Genomic DNA, 17,258 nt, shown 5'->3' on the forward strand with positions numbered 1-17,258 from the left:
AGGGAATATGGCATTTGAAACAAAAGTTCTTGCTGATTCAATATCAGACAAGGGAATTCGTCTGACGACCGTCGAGGCGACATATCCTCGTTTGATTCACTCTGAACTCATGACACACCGCGTGTTTAGCCGTAACTCGGCAAGTACGCGCGCAATCCCACTCGCAAATCACCTTGCAAACCTAATTAAAAATCCTTTTATACCTGAAAAGTTCGGCATCAATCAGCCAGGCATGCAATCGTATAAGAATCTTGAAGGCATGAAGCACGACCAAGCCGTAGAAGTATGGCTTGCAGGTCGTGACCGCGCCCTCACTACAACGCTCGAACTCATACTTGGCCGTGATGTTGCGGCTGACTTGCTCGACTACGATCCAACAAAGGAATTCGTGAATGGCACCACGCTGGAAGAAGAATTTCAAGAAATCAAGAATGTATTACCGAAAAGCACAGACGAAATTGATCTAAACGAAACGTCTCTACTCAATGTACACAAGCAGCTTGCCGGGCGAGGCCTAGAAGCTTACATGTGGCACACTGTCATCATTACTGCCACAGAATGGGACAACTTTTATGGTCTTCGTGTCCACCCAGACGCCCAGGGTGAAATAGCCACTTCAGCAAGGCTCACTCAGCAAGCAATCGAAGCATCAGAACCGCAACTTATCGGCCCAGGCGACTGGCATCTGCCATTAGTGGAAGATGATGAATTTACAAATTATCACGATGGCATCAAAGCATCCGCTGCGCGATGTGCAGCTGTCAGCTACAATCGCCACCAAAAAAAGGATTTCGCATCAGAGGCAAAACGATACCAGCAACTTCGTAACGGTGGCCACATGTCTCCGCTCGAACATCAGGCGACGCCATTTAATTGGGCGGACTGGGAGATTGTAAAGACGCAGCAACAAGTCATTGATTCCATGGTAGCCATCAGCGGCCTTCGCTCATACCGAAGCGCGCACATGGCAAAGCATTCCGAAAACGTCCAATTCCTGGGTAATTTCCGAGGCTGGATTCAACACCGCAAGCAAGTGCCGTACGAACAAGATTTTTCACAAATTACCAATAAGGATTAACGAATGCCAGAATACGATAAAATTGCCGGTTTTAACGTAGAATACATACCTACGGAAGGCGACACTGACTTTAACCACACTCCCGTTCGCGTCATGAACGACCGAGTCATTGGCTACGGCACATTTAGCGACGTTGAACTCAAGGTAGCACTAGGGCTGGGTCACATCGTCTGCGATCCTGAACCACGCAAAATCAACGGATCTAGTATAGACGTGACCCTCGGACACTACTTTTATCATGCAGGAACCGCTCGACAGCTCGGCGGCATCTTTAATCCGTTCGACAAAGACGACGTCGATCGTTACTTTGGCGAAGCCAAAAAAGCCTTGCCACTTGCTGAAGTGCGCAAGAAAATTGGCAAGGAAATTTTGCTACTCATCAAGGACGGTCGGCTCAGCCGCGAAGAGGGCAGCGCTCGTTACGACAGATTTGAAGGGCTTGATCAGCTCGATGGCATCCCCGAGGATCACCCGGTAGTCATCCTTCGTCCCGGCGAACGCATACTTGGCCACACTAATGAGTTTATCGGCATTAAACCGCCAGGAACCACCAGCATGCAATCGCGCAGCACAACCGGCCGCTTTGGCGTGGCTGCCTGCTTTTGTGCCGGCTGGGGAGACCCTGGCTACATAAACCGCTGGACCATGGAAATCAACAATCTCAATGAAAACGAATATGTACCCATACCGGTTGGTTATCGCATAGCCCAAATCGTATTCTCTATGACCGGACCGGTCGACATCGAATATTCAAAAGCTACGGGTAAATACCAGGCAACTAGTTACGACGACCTGGCCGAGATCAAACGCCTGTGGACTCCTGAACAGATGCTCCCGCGCGCCTACAAGGACGAAATCGTATTGCCACCCGTACCCGAAGGTATAAATCCGAATTACCTATAGACTATGAAAGCTCCAGAAAAAGTTGGAAAATACGTCGTCATTGAAGGTCATGACGGCACGGGCAAAACGTCACAGGTAAATAAGGTGAGAAAGCTGCTCGCATCACAAGGCATTGCGTCCGTTGAACTTTCTGAGCCAGCCAAAGACCCTGCAGACGGAGAAACTGACGAGGTGTTGATTGCGGATGCTATCCGAACCATTCTGAAAAATGGCTCCCTGACACGTGACGCAACCACAAACTTATTTCTTTTTAGCGCAGCCAGGCATGAGTTATGGCACCAAAAAGCAATTCCCGCTCTTAAACTAGGTAAATGGGTAGTAGCTGCGCGCAATTACTATTCCACGCTCGCATATCAGGGATACGGAGAAGGGCTAGATCTTGAACTTATTCATAATATGACCGCTACCGCTACGGACAATCATTACATGAACCCTGATATCGCCATCATACTCGACCTTGACGACGAGGAAGTACGACTCAAAAGAATTGAAGCTCGAGGCGAGCTTGAAAACCCCGACACTTTCGAGAGCAAAGGAGGTGACTTTCAACAGCGAGTTAAGGATGCCTATATAAATATAGCGAGTACTTATAAAATCCCAATCGTATCCGCTTCCGGAAGCATAACTGAAGTTACCGATGAAATCTGGAGCATCGTAGAGCCTCGAATATAGGCTAGGATAAGCTTTGGATTCTTACGCAGCTACAAACGATCGTATTGATTCTGCGGACTGCTGAGCTTTTTTAAATACAGGGAAGACGATCCTTTTCACAACTTCCTTGCCGGCGGCTATACCTGTATGAGTCACGTGATCGACCATATTCTTATGTTCACCGCCACGATCGCGCTTTACCGCGTCGTATACTGTCAAATACTGAAGCGGGTCAGGCAGCGGACCCTCGAATGTCTTGATGATATTTCGAAGCTCATTTAGCCTTTTCTGGTTGTCTTTCGTGAATGGGATGCCGAATTTAGTCCTGATGTCTGCTGGTAATTCGCCAATCGTTAGCAAACTCATTAATTCAGTAACTGGCATCAAGGCCAACTTAGCAAGAGGCCATGCGGCTTTCGGCACAGACTCTGGTCGCGGTGGAGTACGATCTAGCGCTAAATTAATTGCTCGCTCTGCACTAGGATTCATTTCTAATACGTTGTCGATCATGTATTTACGGTATTCCAAATTTGCCCCGTAGTCCGCCGGCACCATGTTCATAGGCATGCCGTAATAACTGAACCATGTCGCCGATTCAAGCTGTAGTTGTTCACGATCAGCGTCGGTAAAGCTTTCCAAGCTATACTGTTCGGCAAGATTTTGGACACCACGCCGGAACGTCTCATGAGCCCAGTAAAAGGCCTCTGGATCCAACGCGTTAAATTTACGGCCCATATAGTCCTTGCCGTTAATACGCTCGTGAAACTGTCGTACGCGATCGCCGGCAGCATAAGGATCGTCGGCATACACAACGGCCATAATAGGGTCCATCGACACGGCAACGCGGTTATACGGATTCTTCCAAAATTTCTCTGTATGTTCAACCGCCGCTCCAATTTGAGGATGCAGCAATTGCTCTATACCTATGCCGATTTGAGTACCATAGGCAACTTTGCCAAATTTACGTTTTACGATAGAGTCGCCGTCCAATGGGGCGCCGATAAGCTCCTCACCTCTGTCGTTAACGACTGGATCTCCATGGCGGTCCACAATCAGGAATTGTCGTTCTGATTCGCTTGCTTGTATACCGTACCTTGGATGTGCCATATGATTCTCCAATAATTTTCTATATTATCCTACCAGGTTAAATTATTTGCAAGCATAGAACTTAAAATAATCTCCCTTGCCATCCATTACTCTAGTTATATGCTTGTGTTTTAAGGCAAATAGCTTTAGCATAATAAGGTATGACTGGTGGAAAAAACAGTCCCGTTGGGAAGGGTGTCCTGTATAAGGTTAGGCATGCCGTGCGACTGAATATTTCTGCCAAAATTCTCGTCTATTTTCTTTATATCGCGCTCGTACCCCTTATCTCTGTAAGCTATGTACTCGTAAACAACGCCCGAGATCAGCTACTTAACGACGCAACCGTCAAGCAGCAAGTAGTAGCCAACGACCTGTCTCGACGCGTCGATAACTACCTGGCCAACGACATCAACATGCTAGCCTTTGAAGCCAGGCTGTCTTCCACACACACGCTCGACAACGACAGGTTAGACCAAAGTCTGTCTGCGCTGTTCAACCAAAACGCCAGCCTACAACAAGTATCGATCCAAACGGCAGACGGTCGTCAGCGAACATTTACTTCTCAGAGCTCAGGCTTAATAAAAGTAACAGACAGTAAGGTAGACCTAGTAAGCTCCGGCGCCCTGCAATTCATGGTGGGCAAGTCATATCTTATCTCTGTTGGTCGCGACGACAATAACAACCCGCAGATTGCTGTCGGTCTTCCGATTCTCAAAACATACGGCGAACCAAGCAACAGCTTGTTTGCGTCGCCCGTAGGCACTACTGATAATGTCGCCGGAGCAATCATCGGCTATTTCAATGTAAGCGATCTCTGGCAATCAGTAATCTCAACTACCGTTGGAAAGGGTGGTTACGCATACGTCGTCGATGGAAGCGGTAATTTAGTTACGCATCCAGACAAGAAATTCCTTGATACTCACAAAGATTTAGCCGAGACCGAGGCGGTCCATCAGTTCATTAACGGTAACGGGCGTACTACTCAAACCGTCTCTGAAACCGGTAAAGATGTCATTAGCACACCGGGCGGAACCACGACCGGATGGGCGGTCATCGTGGAAGAACCCGTTGAAAGTATCTACTCCGGTATAGATTCGTTCATCAAACTATCTGCCACGACCGGCGTCATAGCCACTATTCTTACGGTCCTTGTAGGCCTCTTCTTTAGTAGGCAGCTTATTCGCCCCCTAAGAGAATTGTCTCTCGGAGCCAAGCGGTTGGGGCGTGGAGACTTTGACCAAAAAATCGAGATCCACACCAAAGACGAATTACAAGAACTGGCAGAAACGTTTAACGCTATGGGTCAGGGTATTAAAAAATTAATTGGTGACCTAAAGACAAACAACCTTAAGCTAAAAATTGAACAAATCAAGCTCAACAACATCATCAGCAGCGTGAACGATGGCATCGTGGCCGTCAACAGTGATGGAGAAATCATCTCTATCAATCCTCCTGCCGCCGCCTTTGTTAATAAAAGTCCGAAGTCGCTCGAAGGTACGCTTATGGACGAACAATTTAATTGGGAACACGACGGCAACCGATTTACACCCGACCTAAAAAATGGCGGCATCTACCGCTATTCTGATCTTGTACTCAACAACGGGGAATCTGTAGTTTACTTAGACGTAATGGTCGCCGTACTCGATCACCAGGAAAGCGACGTTGCAGCCATCATAACCATCCACGACCAAACGGCAAGCCGCGAACTCAGCTTCATGAAATTAGACTTCGTCGCCATTGCTGCGCACGAATTGCGAACGCCACTGACCGTCATCAGAGGATACCTTGATCTACTTAATACCACGGCAGTTAACGAACTAACTATTTATAATCTCGAAAACCTTCACAAAGCTATGGATGGCGCCGACCAACTACGCCAACTAATTAACAAACTACTAAATATCGCTCGTATCGAACGTGGTGATATGGAAATATTTATTGAGAAACTAAACCTGACAAAACTTGTGAAAGAAAACGTAGAACAGCATAAATCGGTCGCAGCCCAGAAGGAACAATCATTAACTTACAATTGCGATACTCAGCGCTCTGTTTACGTGCCTGCCGATACTGCATCTATAGTGGAAGTAGTAAACAACCTCATAGGTAACGCGCTCAAATATTCAGGCAAGGGCGGCAAGGTAGACGTTAACCTGACGATACACGACAAAGAAGTGCGCGTTGAAGTCTCAGACAACGGACCAGGCGTGCCAGAAGAACTTCGCGATAGGCTATTTACGAAGTTTTATCGTGCCGAACGTAGCCTTATCACCGGCACGCGCGGCACTGGGCTAGGGCTTTTCATATCTAAGACAATCATCGAGTTACAGCATGGTACGATCGGCATAGAGCCAGACGAAGGTAAGGGCTCAATATTTTACTTCACTCTCCCAATTTACGACCCCGTCAGAGATGACGACATGATAGCTAAGAAAACATCAGGAGGCATACGTGGCTGGTTTAAAAAACGTCCTAGTAGTCGAGGATGACGCGTCAATCCGAGACCTTTACAGAATGGCCCTCGCCAACAACGAATACGTCGTTGAAGTGGCAGACAGCGCCGATGAGTTTTATGCAAAACTCGAAAATTTTCACCCCGATTATATATTTTTGGACGTCATGCTACCGGGTACATCCGGGCTAGAAGTACTCAAAGAATTACGCACTAACCCGGCTTATGGATGTATGGACACGAAGATCGTCGTGCTGACAAACCTAGCCCAACGAAGCGTCGCCGACAACGCCATGGATAACGGAGCCGATGGATTCATCATCAAAGCAGACGTCTTACCCAAAGACTTGCCGAAAGTGATTGAATCGCTGGATGAAGATGATGAGTAATTAATAGAATGAGTAGAAGGATTTAAAGAGAGAAGACATGCGGAGTAGAATAATATTCTTCAGCATTTTGGCAGTCAGCCTATTAGGGCTCTTCGTGCCAAGTGCTCCAGTTTCCGCAACTACCGTATCTGTCACAGCCACTTGTACAGTAAAGGTAACCTTTACCGCGACTGTACCAAGTAGTGTCGAACACGGCAAATACTTTACGGTAAGTAACATTACCGTCAGTCCAAAAAATAGCTACGGCTTAACCGTGACGTCATCTGTTTTCAACATGTCAGCCACCAATACTTCTTCAAGTTCCTATAGCCAAAACTTTCTCTACACGTCGCCAAGTCCTACAACGGGTCACAGCACTTACACGGCATATTACCCAAACTGGTCAATCAACGCCACTGGTGCCGTAGGCAGCTCGGTTGTTATCAAACTCGTAAGAACCGTTACGACCATACCCGGTTACGGCGGTAGTCCAGTCACATGTAATTTTACGCAAACGCTCGCCACAGTACCAATCGTAGCCCCCGCACCGACACCAACGCCGACGCCGACGCCCGCACCGACACCAACGCCGACGCCGAATCCAACCCAAAACCCAACTCCGAATCCAACCCAGAATCCAACTCCGAATCCAACCCAGAATCCAACTCCAACTCCAACCCCAACATCATCCTCGTCACCATCACCATCAACAGGAAGCGGCACCTCATCGGGCTCCTCTTCCGGGTCCTCATCAAGCTCATCCTCTGGCACAACTTCCAGTTCCGGATCATCCAAAACGACTACTAGTAGCAAAGGCACTTCCGGAAGTACGTCAAAGTCGAAAAACACTTCAGCGTCAAGCCAGCAAATCGATCAAAATGCAACCGTTGTACCACTAAACATCGAGATAAAAGATAGTTCCGGCAATTTAGTAAACGGCGCAGAAGTAACACTAGATGGATCACAAAAAATTACGACCGATTCCAAGGGATTAGGAACGTTTTCTAATGTGCTGACAGGTAGTCACGTGTTACTTGTTTCATACAACGGCCAAACAACAAGCCATGATGTAACCCTAGGCGTAGATCATATCGGCGAGGTCGTAGCAGTTAAGCTTCCGGCAGTAAAACGACCACTCAATCTAGTAGCCGTTACCGTCGCCGTTGTTTCTGCCATCATACTAATAACCGGCGGTACAATATTCATACTGAGACTTAAGCGTATGGCTAATGGCACACTAATCGTTGCTCCATCTACAGCCATACATGGCGTCATTGCTGGCTCAGTAGGCCAGAGCCCTGTAGGGCATACACTCAGGCCCGTACCTGCAATCTCAGTCTTCACACCACAACCAGTACCTGTTAACCCAGCCCCATGGGAACTGCCAAGGGCTTTAGCTGAGTCGCTCAATCAAGCCCAACCGACAACTCCCGTGCAGACCTCTACGGTTCCTCAGCCAGTTCAACAGGCTCAGCCGACTCCAACAACGACAATACCGCAGCCAGCTCAGCCGACTCCAGCAACGACAATACCGCAGACAGCTCCAACAGTTCAACCGACTCAACCAACAACCGCAACGGTGACGCCCAAGCCAAGTCTACCGGTTCAACCGGCTCAACCATTAAATACCGTCGTGACGCCCCTCCAAAGCAATCCCTCACCTGCAGCCAATCAGCCGCAAGTAAGTTCACAACAACCGCTGCAAGCACCTCCTGAAGTCACGCATACTGACAACGAACCTCAAAATGTAGTGATTTAGGAACTATAAATTGTTGGGCGCACTAAATAAAAGCAGAGCATAGACTCTATCTTTGTATATAAAATAAACAGCACCGTCGTTATGACGGTGCGGTTTACTATAACCATAAGATTATATTATTTTAGGATGAACGTCAGTGCTTTACCAGATTTACCAGCACGACCAGTTCGGCCTATGCGGTGCACATAATCGTCATACACTTTCGGTGGATCAAAGTTGATCACGTGCGAGACTCCCTGGATATCGATGCCGCGCGCAGCAACGTCAGTAGCAACAAGTACGTTTACTTCGTTGTTCTTAAAACTCCTCAAGGCTCGCTCACGTTGCGACTGAGACTTATTGCCATGAATCGCTACGGCCGGAAGATCACTGTTCGTCAAATTATCAGCAAGTCGCTGAACTCCGTATTTAGTCTCGCCAAACACGATAACTTTTTCAAACTCAGGCTGTTGCAAAAGTTCAGTCAAAAGCTCAATCTTGTGAGCCTTGTCGCGGGCATGCACGACATCTTGCTCAATGTGATCGTTACTCTGGCCCTTAACAACAGACACTGTTACTGGACTACGCATGAACTCTTCAACGATCATTTTAACGTCTTTGGTCATGGTCGCACTGTAACAGAATGTTTGACGGTCCTTTGAAAGTTCCTCTTCGATAGTTCGAATATCTTTCACAAAGCCCATGTCGCACATACGGTCAGCTTCGTCGAGTACAAATGTTGTCACGTTTTGCAGGCGCAAAACACGGCGATCGATTAGATCTTTAATACGACCTGGTGTACCGATGATAAGATGCGGCCCACGTTTAACCTGCTGAATTTGCCTGCTAATGTTCGCCCCGCCCACTACTAGAGTAGAGAATAGTCGTTGACCAGCTGAAAAACGGCGGAACTCTTGGTCGATCTGCTGAGCCAACTCACGCGTAGGCGCAAGTATAAGCACGCTTACAAGGCTAGGATCAGTCGACAATTTTTCGATGATTGGCAACAAGAATGCAGCCGTCTTACCCGTACCAGTATTCGCAAGACCAATGATGTCCTGGCCGTTTAGGGCAGGCGGAATACACTGATCCTGAATAGGGGAAGGGTTAACAAAACCAAGATGCTCAAGAGTTGCAGTAGTGCGTGAGTTTAAACCGAAATCGGTAAACTTATGCGTTGGCACATACGGCACCTCTTCTGCAATTTCAACTGCCTTGTTAATGTAACGACTATAGGGGATAGCCGATGTTTTAGATTGATATGAATTACGACGCTTATGCGGCGCAAAATTACTGCGGCGATTGCCGCTAAACCGGGAATTATAGTGCATTAGATACCTTTCTTGTACGTTTATGCATGATGAACGACAAGATTATCTAGTAATGCAAGTATTCACCCAGTAGAGATTGTTCAACTACTATAGACATAGTTTAACATAAGTTTATTTGTTTTACAAGCCTAATGACTAGCTTTCTGCAATCCATCCGGCACGCCTCGCTCGTGCGTGTTATACTCCGTGCAGTCAACATAACCAGAAAGAGACACTGTGAATAATATCTGGACAGTAATACTTTTAGTCGTAGTCTGTGTTGTTGTCAGCTACTTCCTGAGCCAAATCTATGTACCGCTAGGATTATTAGGTTACGTCGGCGCACTTGGACTTATAGGCACATACCTTTTCAAAAGAAACCGACGCATACAATAGACTGCAAAGTTCATAGACGCGAACAGCTAGCTACACTTCTCGGAAACCCATCAAAAGCGTAAACCTTATTCTTCTTATATGGCGCCAATCAGTGCCATATAAGTTTTAATTAATATTTTTTATTTTTAGTAAACTTTGTTATATTGTATACACAATAAATGTGAGTGGGCTCTAGTTTAAGGAGGGAATACGTGTTAGTCATCAAAAAACGTTTAGCGCGTCGGAAGCTTATATTATTTGGAGGAATCGCATCCCTTGCGATCATTGCTACCGCCGACACAACCATGCACTTGCAAGCCGCCGACTCATACATTCGACCGCATAGCTCACCATCGCCAGTAAAAATCGAAAACACCAGACCGGTAACACAAAGTGTCGACACTAAACAGAGCAAGAAGCCTCAGGAATCAACTGCTCCCGCTACAAACGATAGCTCCGCTACACAGGTGAGCACCGCGCCAGCCGCACCTATCATCTCTGCACCCGCAAGTAGCACGACGCCCGCACCAGCACCAACCCCCGCATCGACCCCGACGCCAACTCCAGTTTCGACTCCTTCACCATCGCCGACCGTTAATCCTACTTCTACACCGACATCTTATCCATCAACAGACCCAACGTATACGCCTTAGTTGTCGAGTTCCAAACTGGCTCGTAAAAGTATAGACAGCCAGCGGTCAATCGTGTATAAGCATAAGTAGTTATGTTAGATAAAATTCACGCAGCGCGAGTTTTAATGGGCGACAGTCTCGGCTTTCATATTATATTCGTACTGTTCGGATTAACTTTACCCATACTTGTTGTGTGGTTTGAGTGGATGAGTATTCGTCGCAAAGACACTCATCTAAAAAAGGTAGCCCATTTTTGGTCAAAAATCATGGCGCTTCTTGTCATTACCGGCGTTCTGTCAGGCACAGTTATCGCATTACAAATGTCGTTAGTCTGGCCCGGCATCCTCAAATTCGGCGGGGAAGTAATCGGGCTGCCGTTCATGTTCGAGACATACGCTTTTATGATTGAAGCAGTGTTCCTAGGGCTCTACATGTTTACATGGGACAACAAAAAAGTGCCAGAGATGCTACATTGGTTTTTCGGAATCATGGTCGTCATAGGCAGCACCCTGAGCGCATACGCAATCACCAGCATTAACGGCTGGATGAACCTACCAACAGGCTTCGACATCGTTAATGGTAAGTTCCAAAATATCGACGTACTTGGCGCAATGTTTTCACAATCAGCACTCGTGACATTCTTTCATTCGATGCCCGGATACTACGTTGCTGCGGGGCTATTCATAACCGGGCTATACGCATTTCGACTGTTCCGAGCTCGCTCATCGCAACTCAACACGGCAAAGTATAAACTTGACTACGCTATAGTGCAGAAACTGATGATATTTGTACTCATAGCATTTACCGGTTCTGCTATTACTGCGGATCTGACGGGTAAATATCTGGCAGCTCACGAACCAGTAAAGCTTGCCGCAATCGAGCTTGATTACAAAACTGGCACAAATGCACCACTAATCGTTGGCGGCGTCCCAGACGGCAAGGGCGATATCGCTGGACCGCATTTCATCATCCCCAACGCCCTGAGCATACTAGCCTGCAACTCACCAGACTGCACGGTGCAAGGCCTAGACAAAACCGAAGAGAAACTACAGCCACCGTTATTTGTCCATACATTCTTCGACATTAAAATGACTCTCATCACTATACTAGTCATCGTCATTCCACTCTATTTCGTCATCCGACGCTGGCGACCCGAGCTGTTAAAAAACAAACTGCTATTGTTAGGCTTTGTCGTAGTTAGCTGGTTCGGACTAGCAATCGTGGAACTTGGATGGATGATGACAGAAATTGGTCGCCAGCCGTGGGCTGTTCGCGGTTACGTCACGACAGCCGAAGCATTTACTAAAACGCACGACATAACGACGTTCGGCTACTTATTCCCACTGGCGTACGCAGTATTGTTTACTGTCACCATAGCGGGAATTATAAAAATCGTACATGCAGAAAAGGCAAATAAGAAAGGGGTGCTGTAAATGTTGTGGGCATACGTATTAATATATGCGCCGATTATTCTGTTTGTCGTCGCGTTTCTGTATGAAACATGGCTTAGCTTTGTGCGATTAAAATCTCCCAAAAAAGGACGCACCCACTACGTAGATGCCACCTGGGAAGTTACTCATACGTTACTCATCTTTGGAGTCGTGATGTTACTGATGCTTTTTACCAAAAGTATCGATCGTATTTCCGACCTGATTTTTATCCCAACGTTCCTTGCCGCAAGCGCACTTGCCGTCAGGGCGGCTCTCTATATTTATATATTCTACGTCAGAACTTCTAGCAAAATCTCGTGGGTTGACTGGCTGTTTGCGCTAAGTCACGTCGTGTCCGCACTACTACTCGTTGTTGTTGTACTGCAGGCAAGTTGGTTCCTACTAACACAGCATCCGGAAGCGAATCTACAGTTTATACCAGCATTCCTGCCTGGCTTGGCACTGGTGCTAGCAATTTGCGCACTGCCCATATATAGTCTGTATTTCTCAAGGCGCACGTAGTATCAGAAGCTTTACTAAGCCATTGATTTATTTTTAATCAAGGGATAAGATACTCAGTAAGTAAAACGGGAGATCGTTCATGGAAAAGCCACCCAGAAACAATGACAATAACACGCCGAACACTCGAGGCGGGGGCGGCAACGGTAGGGATGATTACGAAAAGAGAATACATAGACTCTCTAAGGCGTCCGCAAAAAAATACAATAATCCCTTTGAGAATGTAGTCGTCGACTGGATAGACTGGGAAAGTCCAGACAACGCCATGGACCCTACTGACGAACGTTGGATACTAGGCCCAGAAGACAACCTAGGCGCTCACCCGTGGTACCAATCTCTACCAAAAGAGAGGCAAATCGAAGTAGGGCTTTACCGTTTTGCACACACGGTTAAGGTTGGTTCTCAGTTCGAAGAGCTATTAGTCTCAGGCATCATGAATTTCAACCTAGGCTTACGAAACGGCAAAGAAGAATTTCGCTACGCTATGCACGAAGCCACTGAAGAGACTCACCACATCCAGATGTTTCAGGAATTCGTGAACCTTAGCGAAGTCGATACTAAAGGCGCACCTGCGTGGTTTCGCAATATCTCGCCTTACTTGATGCCCACTGCAGGTAAACTACCTGTCGTCTTTTGGGCTACTATTCTGGCTGGCGAAGAGCCGATTGATCACATGCAAAAAGCAATCCTCCGACAGCACGAAAACCTTCATCCGCTACTTAAAAAAATCATGCAGGTCCACGTGGCCGAAGAGGCTCGGCACATCAGCTTCGCACATTCATATCTCGAACAGCACATCCCCAAGCTAACCCCCGCTCAACGCAAAGCGCTCTCCGTCGTCTTTCCTATGATTCTACGCATTGGCGCAAATGTTATGATGCGCCCCAGTGAAGAAGCTCTAAATGAAATGGGCATACCCAAAGACGTTGCCGACGAAGTATGGTGGGACTCTGAAAGTAGCAAAAAATATCTACAGGAGCTATTTCCAGACGCTCGGAAACTCGCCGACAATCTAGGACTGCGAGGTCGCCTTGGTCGCGCCGCCTGGAAACTCATGGGCATAGACAGCCCCGACGGCAAATAGCTAAAACTAGTAAAAAATCCGTCAAACTGACGGGTCGTTAATCGCTTGAATGTCCATTAGATCGCGCACTACCCATAGATCGTGCCAGCCATACATGCGTGGGTGAGTAACACTACGATTATATGGCTGATCAAACATGACTGGCTGCCATATGCCACCGCTAATATGAGGATTGTCTTCTATAATGACACGCCCAAGCGCCTTTGATTTGTCAGTTGTAATGATGGCCTCTCTGGCAAAATCGTCGTCAAAGTGTTCGGCCAACCAGTCTCGTTTATCAGTTTCACAGCCTATAGAACCCTCCATAGGTGCCGAACATACATAGACGTTGCCGTTGTATTCGTCGCGCAGTCTATTAATGCTACGAACGGCACCAGTTATAACGTCGAGGTCTCTAAAGAAACCTTTGCTGCGCATAGCATTTAAGATTTTTTCTCTAGGTAGTCCAGAAAACCAATAGTCAACGACGTCTTCATGTGCCATTGAGTGTCCGTGATGATGTTCCATATAGTCAAAAAGCCCGCCCATCGTGTCAGCTATGACACCGTCCATGTCGATCAGAAGCGACTCCCTATTACTCATACACAACCCTCGATTAGCTTTTGCGTCTCGTGTACGCATATTCTACCACATATTTTCAACGACAAGACTTTTTTGGCTTAAACCTCGGAAATATTGATTATTCTAAAAATTATATTATAGTATTAACATAAAGTCATACTCGGTGACTCGTACACAAGGAGTGAAGATGGCTATTCGCGTAGAATGCCAAGACTGCACCTGGTTTGCCAGCAGCAGCCCTACCAATCCCTCAAGTTACGTCAAATTTGCAGCAAACGGGCACAGCAAAGCCTACAACCATACGTATGTCGTTTACGGTAGCGAAGAGGAAGAGTAGACACCACCATTTCAACAGCTTGCGTATAACGCAACAGCTCCGCGACTAAAATGTCGCGGAGTTTTTCATAGATGACTAAACACTATTAAAACTATATAGTTATATCATTGTGATTAAACTCGCATACAAACCACGAAAATACTTATGGACCAAAATAGTGGTCAGCCTAATTGGGGCACTTCTTAGTGTGATTTTGCACGAACTGTTTCACATAGTAATGCACTGGGGCCACATCACGCACGTCGTCTTTTTTCCCGCGCTCGGCACGTTAGTACAGATCGATGCGGCGCTACCTCCAGGCTACGACCTAAACGGGGAAGAAATGGTGGCGTACTTTATCACTTTTCTGGTAATACTATTAACTTTCGCCATAGTCCTGAGGATCCACGACAGTGAAGACAAGCGAAGCCCCAGCCAGATTATCTTTCCCGAAGACAGCGATATGCAAAATTTAAATCCCGAGGAATTATTAGACCTAGCAGAAAAGGCCGACCCGGGACAAGTAGTCTTTACACCCAAGCAGTATAAAGCGAAAGAACCGCATAAATAATTCGGTCTAGCAGGGCGGTTGCATTAACTTTTTGTACCGCTTATGCTTAAGCTAGCCCATTGCGGTTAATCTACTATGAAAAAATCAACTCGTTTGCGTCGCATGAAACGACCGAAGCTACTACACACATACGCACTGTTTATCGTACTCGGCTTTGCGTTGGTAGGGTATTTATATAAAAATACCGACCACGCAGCAGGTACGGGTCGGCTGGTCACGATTCATGACCGTGGCGTAGACAGAGTAATCTTGACTCATGTCGGTTCGGTTCAAGAGGCACTCAACGACGCGGGCATCGACGTAGACCCTCATGACGACGTAGAACCTGCGCTTAACAGCGAACTACTTAGTACGGACTCCGCGGTAATCATCTACCGTGCACGACCAGTACTCATTAACGATGGGGCACTACACGAAAGAGTAGTCACACCAGCGCAATCACCAAACGAAATCCTCGCCGCCGCAAATCTACCTAAAATCAGCGCCAAAGACAAGACGACACTCAAACAAGGAGATTTCGTAACCGAAGGTGCCATCACGGTGCTGACAATTAAACGTGCAGCCCAGCCACGTACCAACGGACCTATCGCCAACAAACCCACTCGATTTGCACTTACTAGATCAAAGGGCGCACAGTTATATACAGACAGTAGCGGCGTGACACATCGTGAAACGTACTACGATTTGCCTATGAATATCGTTATATCGGCCTGCGGTCCCGGCGACTATACTATCAGATCAGACGGCGCCAAGATCGACAAAAACGGCTACGTACTTGTCGCGGCAGACTACGCTATCTACCCAAAATGCACTGTAGTCGAAACAAGCATGGGCCTTGGCAAAGTGTACGACACAGGCGGTTTCGTAGCCCGATACCCACACGGCTTCGACCTAGCAACCGACTGGACTAACTACAACGGAAGATAAGCTGTAATTACATACCCCAAAAGATAAGCCTCGTTTTATTCTGTTAATGATTTAACTGAAAAAATTTATCAATACTCCTACAGTAATGTGTAGTTATCAGCCTGTTTGCCACATTCGGCCGGCAAGTTGAAATCTTAACAAGAAAGGGGGGCTATTAAAGAAGAATCTTTGCTCATGAACTATGCGTTTAAAAACTAAGGAGGATTGAAAATGATTGGGAAATTAACAGGACTCGCCGTTGCAGGCGTTGCAGCCGCTGCTGTCGGACTAACAACCACGGGCAATAGTGCTTCGGCATTAGTAGTTGCCAATCCAGGATACGGCTATAACAACAATTATAGTTCTAGTTCTAGCTATAACTATTCGAGCAGTAGCAACATATCATACACTGCTTCGGTACAAGCAAATCCTTACTACTATGGTGGCTATGGCTACGCCAACACGTGTGGTAACCTATACGGCGGTTACTACGGAGGCTATGGCCTTGGTTGTGGCACCAGACTTTACTACTAGTTAAAACAATAGAGAATAGTTGCGCCCCTCAACACTGCGCAACTTCCTTTCGTAAAAACCCCGCGACTACAGACGTGGGGTTTTACTATGTTCGATAAGACAGGGGGTTTGTCGCAGCTTATGAACTTGCCGTTTTAATGTAAAAGTTATATAGTTTATACATCTTCGGGAATTTCAGAATTCGGAGAAGCACAAGGGGCCGACATGGCCCCCAAATATATGAAGGAGAAACCATGGCAAATGGTACAGCAAGGAGCCTGTTTAGCGGGTCAAATGACGACATGGTCGTCTTGCCGCGAATACTCACGCTCCGACTCGGCAACTTTCTGTTCAATATTGAACGGATAGCCCTTCTACTACTAGCGTACGTCGCTGAATCACTCTGCGCCTCACATGGCCACAACATCCTCGGTTCGGTTGCGTACGTCATATGGCTGGGACTTGTCGCCCTTATCATAGTAGACTTTGTCCGGACGTTTTTGTTGCACCTGCCACCAGTCGCTGGCGGGTTCAATGTCGACAAGGGTCATTTCGTACCAAAATGGTATGCCAGGCTGCTAGCCATAATCGGCCTCGTACTTGTCGCCATATCGGTCGTCGCACTGTTCTAAACCTTCAACACCCCTCTTCGGAGGGGTTTTCATTTGAGGCCATGTGTAAAAAGGGCAGACAAATATATATGACGATAGCAAGCACTACGTATCATTTTTTGCATATTTTACAAATTACAATATAATAACCTTAATA

Annotated in this window: 18 protein-coding genes; 15 read left to right on the forward strand and 3 right to left on the reverse strand. The window is 46.9% G+C overall.

Annotated elements, in window-relative coordinates; translation table 11 throughout:
* Positions 1–7: 7 nt before the first annotated feature.
* The 3 genes from H6797_03335 to tmk all read left to right on the forward strand — a co-directional run bounded on the left by H6797_03335 (position 8) and on the right by tmk (position 2,653).
* Positions 8–1,078, forward strand: a complete 1,071-nt coding sequence (locus H6797_03335) for a hypothetical protein (GenBank protein USN96086.1) — start codon at positions 8–10, stop codon at positions 1,076–1,078.
* A gap of 93 nt (positions 1,079–1,171) precedes the next feature.
* Positions 1,172–1,981: a deoxycytidine triphosphate deaminase gene (locus H6797_03340; GenBank protein USN97106.1), complete on the forward strand. Its 810-nt coding sequence runs from the start codon at positions 1,172–1,174 to the stop codon at positions 1,979–1,981.
* 3 nt (positions 1,982–1,984) lie between these two features.
* Complete coding sequence (tmk, locus tag H6797_03345) at positions 1,985–2,653, forward strand: dTMP kinase (protein USN96087.1); 669 nt, start codon at positions 1,985–1,987, stop codon at positions 2,651–2,653.
* A 21-nt stretch (positions 2,654–2,674) separates the two neighbouring features.
* Here tmk and H6797_03350 read toward each other — a convergent pair whose 3' ends face one another.
* Positions 2,675–3,739 (reverse strand): DUF2236 domain-containing protein, encoded by a 1,065-nt coding sequence (locus H6797_03350; protein USN96088.1) that lies wholly within the window; start codon positions 3,737–3,739, stop codon positions 2,675–2,677.
* A 140-nt stretch (positions 3,740–3,879) separates the two neighbouring features.
* Between H6797_03350 and H6797_03355 the strand changes: the two genes are divergently transcribed.
* From H6797_03355 to H6797_03365, 3 genes are read left to right on the forward strand one after another with little or no spacing between them, the layout of a single operon-like run.
* The gene (locus H6797_03355; GenBank protein ID USN96089.1) at positions 3,880–6,204 is read left to right on the forward strand and encodes a HAMP domain-containing protein; all 2,325 of its coding nucleotides are present in this window, start codon (positions 3,880–3,882) and stop codon (positions 6,202–6,204) included.
* Positions 6,167–6,556, forward strand: coding sequence for a response regulator (locus H6797_03360; protein ID USN96090.1), 390 nt, complete (start codon positions 6,167–6,169; stop codon positions 6,554–6,556). Before H6797_03355 ends, H6797_03360 begins: the two co-directional genes overlap by 38 nt.
* A 37-nt stretch (positions 6,557–6,593) precedes the next feature.
* Positions 6,594–8,294 carry a hypothetical protein gene (locus H6797_03365; protein USN96091.1) on the forward strand — a complete coding sequence of 567 codons (1,701 nt, stop codon included), beginning with the start codon at positions 6,594–6,596 and terminating at the stop codon, positions 8,292–8,294.
* A gap of 116 nt (positions 8,295–8,410) precedes the next feature.
* On the opposite strand, the gene H6797_03370 is transcribed toward H6797_03365, so the two are convergent.
* A complete protein-coding gene (locus tag H6797_03370) occupies positions 8,411–9,604 on the reverse strand; it encodes a DEAD/DEAH box helicase (protein ID USN96092.1) in 1,194 nt (397 codons plus the stop codon).
* 566 nt (positions 9,605–10,170) lie between these two features.
* On the opposite strand from H6797_03370, the gene H6797_03375 reads away from it, so the two are divergent.
* The 4 genes from H6797_03375 to H6797_03390 all read left to right on the forward strand — a co-directional run bounded on the left by H6797_03375 (position 10,171) and on the right by H6797_03390 (position 13,623).
* Positions 10,171–10,611, forward strand: coding sequence for a hypothetical protein (locus tag H6797_03375; GenBank protein USN96093.1), 441 nt, complete (start codon positions 10,171–10,173; stop codon positions 10,609–10,611).
* Positions 10,612–10,682: 71 nt separating this feature from the next.
* A complete protein-coding gene (locus H6797_03380) occupies positions 10,683–12,023 on the forward strand; it encodes a cytochrome ubiquinol oxidase subunit I (GenBank protein USN96094.1) in 1,341 nt (446 codons plus the stop codon).
* Entirely contained in the window at positions 12,024–12,542 is a 519-nt protein-coding gene (locus tag H6797_03385; protein ID USN96095.1) for a hypothetical protein, read from the forward strand.
* Positions 12,543–12,621: 79 nt separating this feature from the next.
* On the forward strand, positions 12,622–13,623 hold the full coding sequence (locus H6797_03390) for a diiron oxygenase (protein USN96096.1): 1,002 nt from the start codon (positions 12,622–12,624) through the stop codon (positions 13,621–13,623).
* A gap of 21 nt (positions 13,624–13,644) precedes the next feature.
* Here H6797_03390 and H6797_03395 read toward each other — a convergent pair whose 3' ends face one another.
* On the reverse strand, positions 13,645–14,205 hold the full coding sequence (locus H6797_03395; protein ID USN96097.1) for a hypothetical protein: 561 nt from the start codon (positions 14,203–14,205) through the stop codon (positions 13,645–13,647).
* A gap of 166 nt (positions 14,206–14,371) precedes the next feature.
* Between H6797_03395 and H6797_03400 the strand changes: the two genes are divergently transcribed.
* The 5 genes from H6797_03400 (at position 14,372) to H6797_03420 (ending at position 17,122) form a co-directional block, all read left to right on the forward strand.
* Positions 14,372–14,521 (forward strand): hypothetical protein, encoded by a 150-nt coding sequence (locus H6797_03400; GenBank protein USN96098.1) that lies wholly within the window; start codon positions 14,372–14,374, stop codon positions 14,519–14,521.
* A 109-nt stretch (positions 14,522–14,630) separates the two neighbouring features.
* A complete protein-coding gene (locus H6797_03405; GenBank protein ID USN96099.1) occupies positions 14,631–15,071 on the forward strand; it encodes a hypothetical protein in 441 nt (146 codons plus the stop codon).
* Between the two features lie 75 nt (positions 15,072–15,146).
* Positions 15,147–15,998 carry a DUF348 domain-containing protein gene (locus H6797_03410; GenBank protein USN96100.1) on the forward strand — a complete coding sequence of 284 codons (852 nt, stop codon included), beginning with the start codon at positions 15,147–15,149 and terminating at the stop codon, positions 15,996–15,998.
* 210 nt (positions 15,999–16,208) lie between these two features.
* The gene (locus tag H6797_03415) at positions 16,209–16,511 is read left to right on the forward strand and encodes a hypothetical protein (protein USN97116.1); all 303 of its coding nucleotides are present in this window, start codon (positions 16,209–16,211) and stop codon (positions 16,509–16,511) included.
* Between the two features lie 233 nt (positions 16,512–16,744).
* On the forward strand, positions 16,745–17,122 hold the full coding sequence (locus tag H6797_03420) for a hypothetical protein (GenBank protein USN96101.1): 378 nt from the start codon (positions 16,745–16,747) through the stop codon (positions 17,120–17,122).
* Positions 17,123–17,258 lie beyond the last annotated feature (136 nt).

The organism is Candidatus Nomurabacteria bacterium (genome assembly GCA_023898645.1).
GTDB lineage: Bacteria > Patescibacteriota > Saccharimonadia > Saccharimonadales > Saccharimonadaceae > UBA2112.

What these genes read in the sequence shown, in the direction of transcription:
- H6797_03335 (USN96086.1), top strand. Translation starts at nt 8, where the DNA reads ATGGCATTTGAAACAAAAGTTCTTGCTGATTCAATATCAGACAAGGGA.
- H6797_03340 (USN97106.1), top strand. Translation starts at nt 1,172, where the DNA reads ATGAACGACCGAGTCATTGGCTACGGCACATTTAGCGACGTTGAACTC.
- tmk (USN96087.1), top strand. Translation starts at nt 1,985, where the DNA reads ATGAAAGCTCCAGAAAAAGTTGGAAAATACGTCGTCATTGAAGGTCAT.
- H6797_03350 (USN96088.1), bottom strand. Translation starts at nt 3,739, where the DNA reads ATGGCACATCCAAGGTACGGTATACAAGCAAGCGAATCAGAACGACAA.
- H6797_03355 (USN96089.1), top strand. Translation starts at nt 3,880, where the DNA reads ATGACTGGTGGAAAAAACAGTCCCGTTGGGAAGGGTGTCCTGTATAAG.
- H6797_03365 (USN96091.1), top strand. Translation starts at nt 6,594, where the DNA reads ATGCGGAGTAGAATAATATTCTTCAGCATTTTGGCAGTCAGCCTATTA.
- H6797_03370 (USN96092.1), bottom strand. Translation starts at nt 9,604, where the DNA reads ATGCACTATAATTCCCGGTTTAGCGGCAATCGCCGCAGTAATTTTGCG.
- H6797_03380 (USN96094.1), top strand. Translation starts at nt 10,683, where the DNA reads ATGTTAGATAAAATTCACGCAGCGCGAGTTTTAATGGGCGACAGTCTC.
- H6797_03385 (USN96095.1), top strand. Translation starts at nt 12,024, where the DNA reads ATGTTGTGGGCATACGTATTAATATATGCGCCGATTATTCTGTTTGTC.
- H6797_03390 (USN96096.1), top strand. Translation starts at nt 12,622, where the DNA reads ATGGAAAAGCCACCCAGAAACAATGACAATAACACGCCGAACACTCGA.
- H6797_03395 (USN96097.1), bottom strand. Translation starts at nt 14,205, where the DNA reads ATGAGTAATAGGGAGTCGCTTCTGATCGACATGGACGGTGTCATAGCT.
- H6797_03400 (USN96098.1), top strand. Translation starts at nt 14,372, where the DNA reads ATGGCTATTCGCGTAGAATGCCAAGACTGCACCTGGTTTGCCAGCAGC.
- H6797_03410 (USN96100.1), top strand. Translation starts at nt 15,147, where the DNA reads ATGAAAAAATCAACTCGTTTGCGTCGCATGAAACGACCGAAGCTACTA.
- H6797_03415 (USN97116.1), top strand. Translation starts at nt 16,209, where the DNA reads ATGATTGGGAAATTAACAGGACTCGCCGTTGCAGGCGTTGCAGCCGCT.
- H6797_03420 (USN96101.1), top strand. Translation starts at nt 16,745, where the DNA reads ATGGCAAATGGTACAGCAAGGAGCCTGTTTAGCGGGTCAAATGACGAC.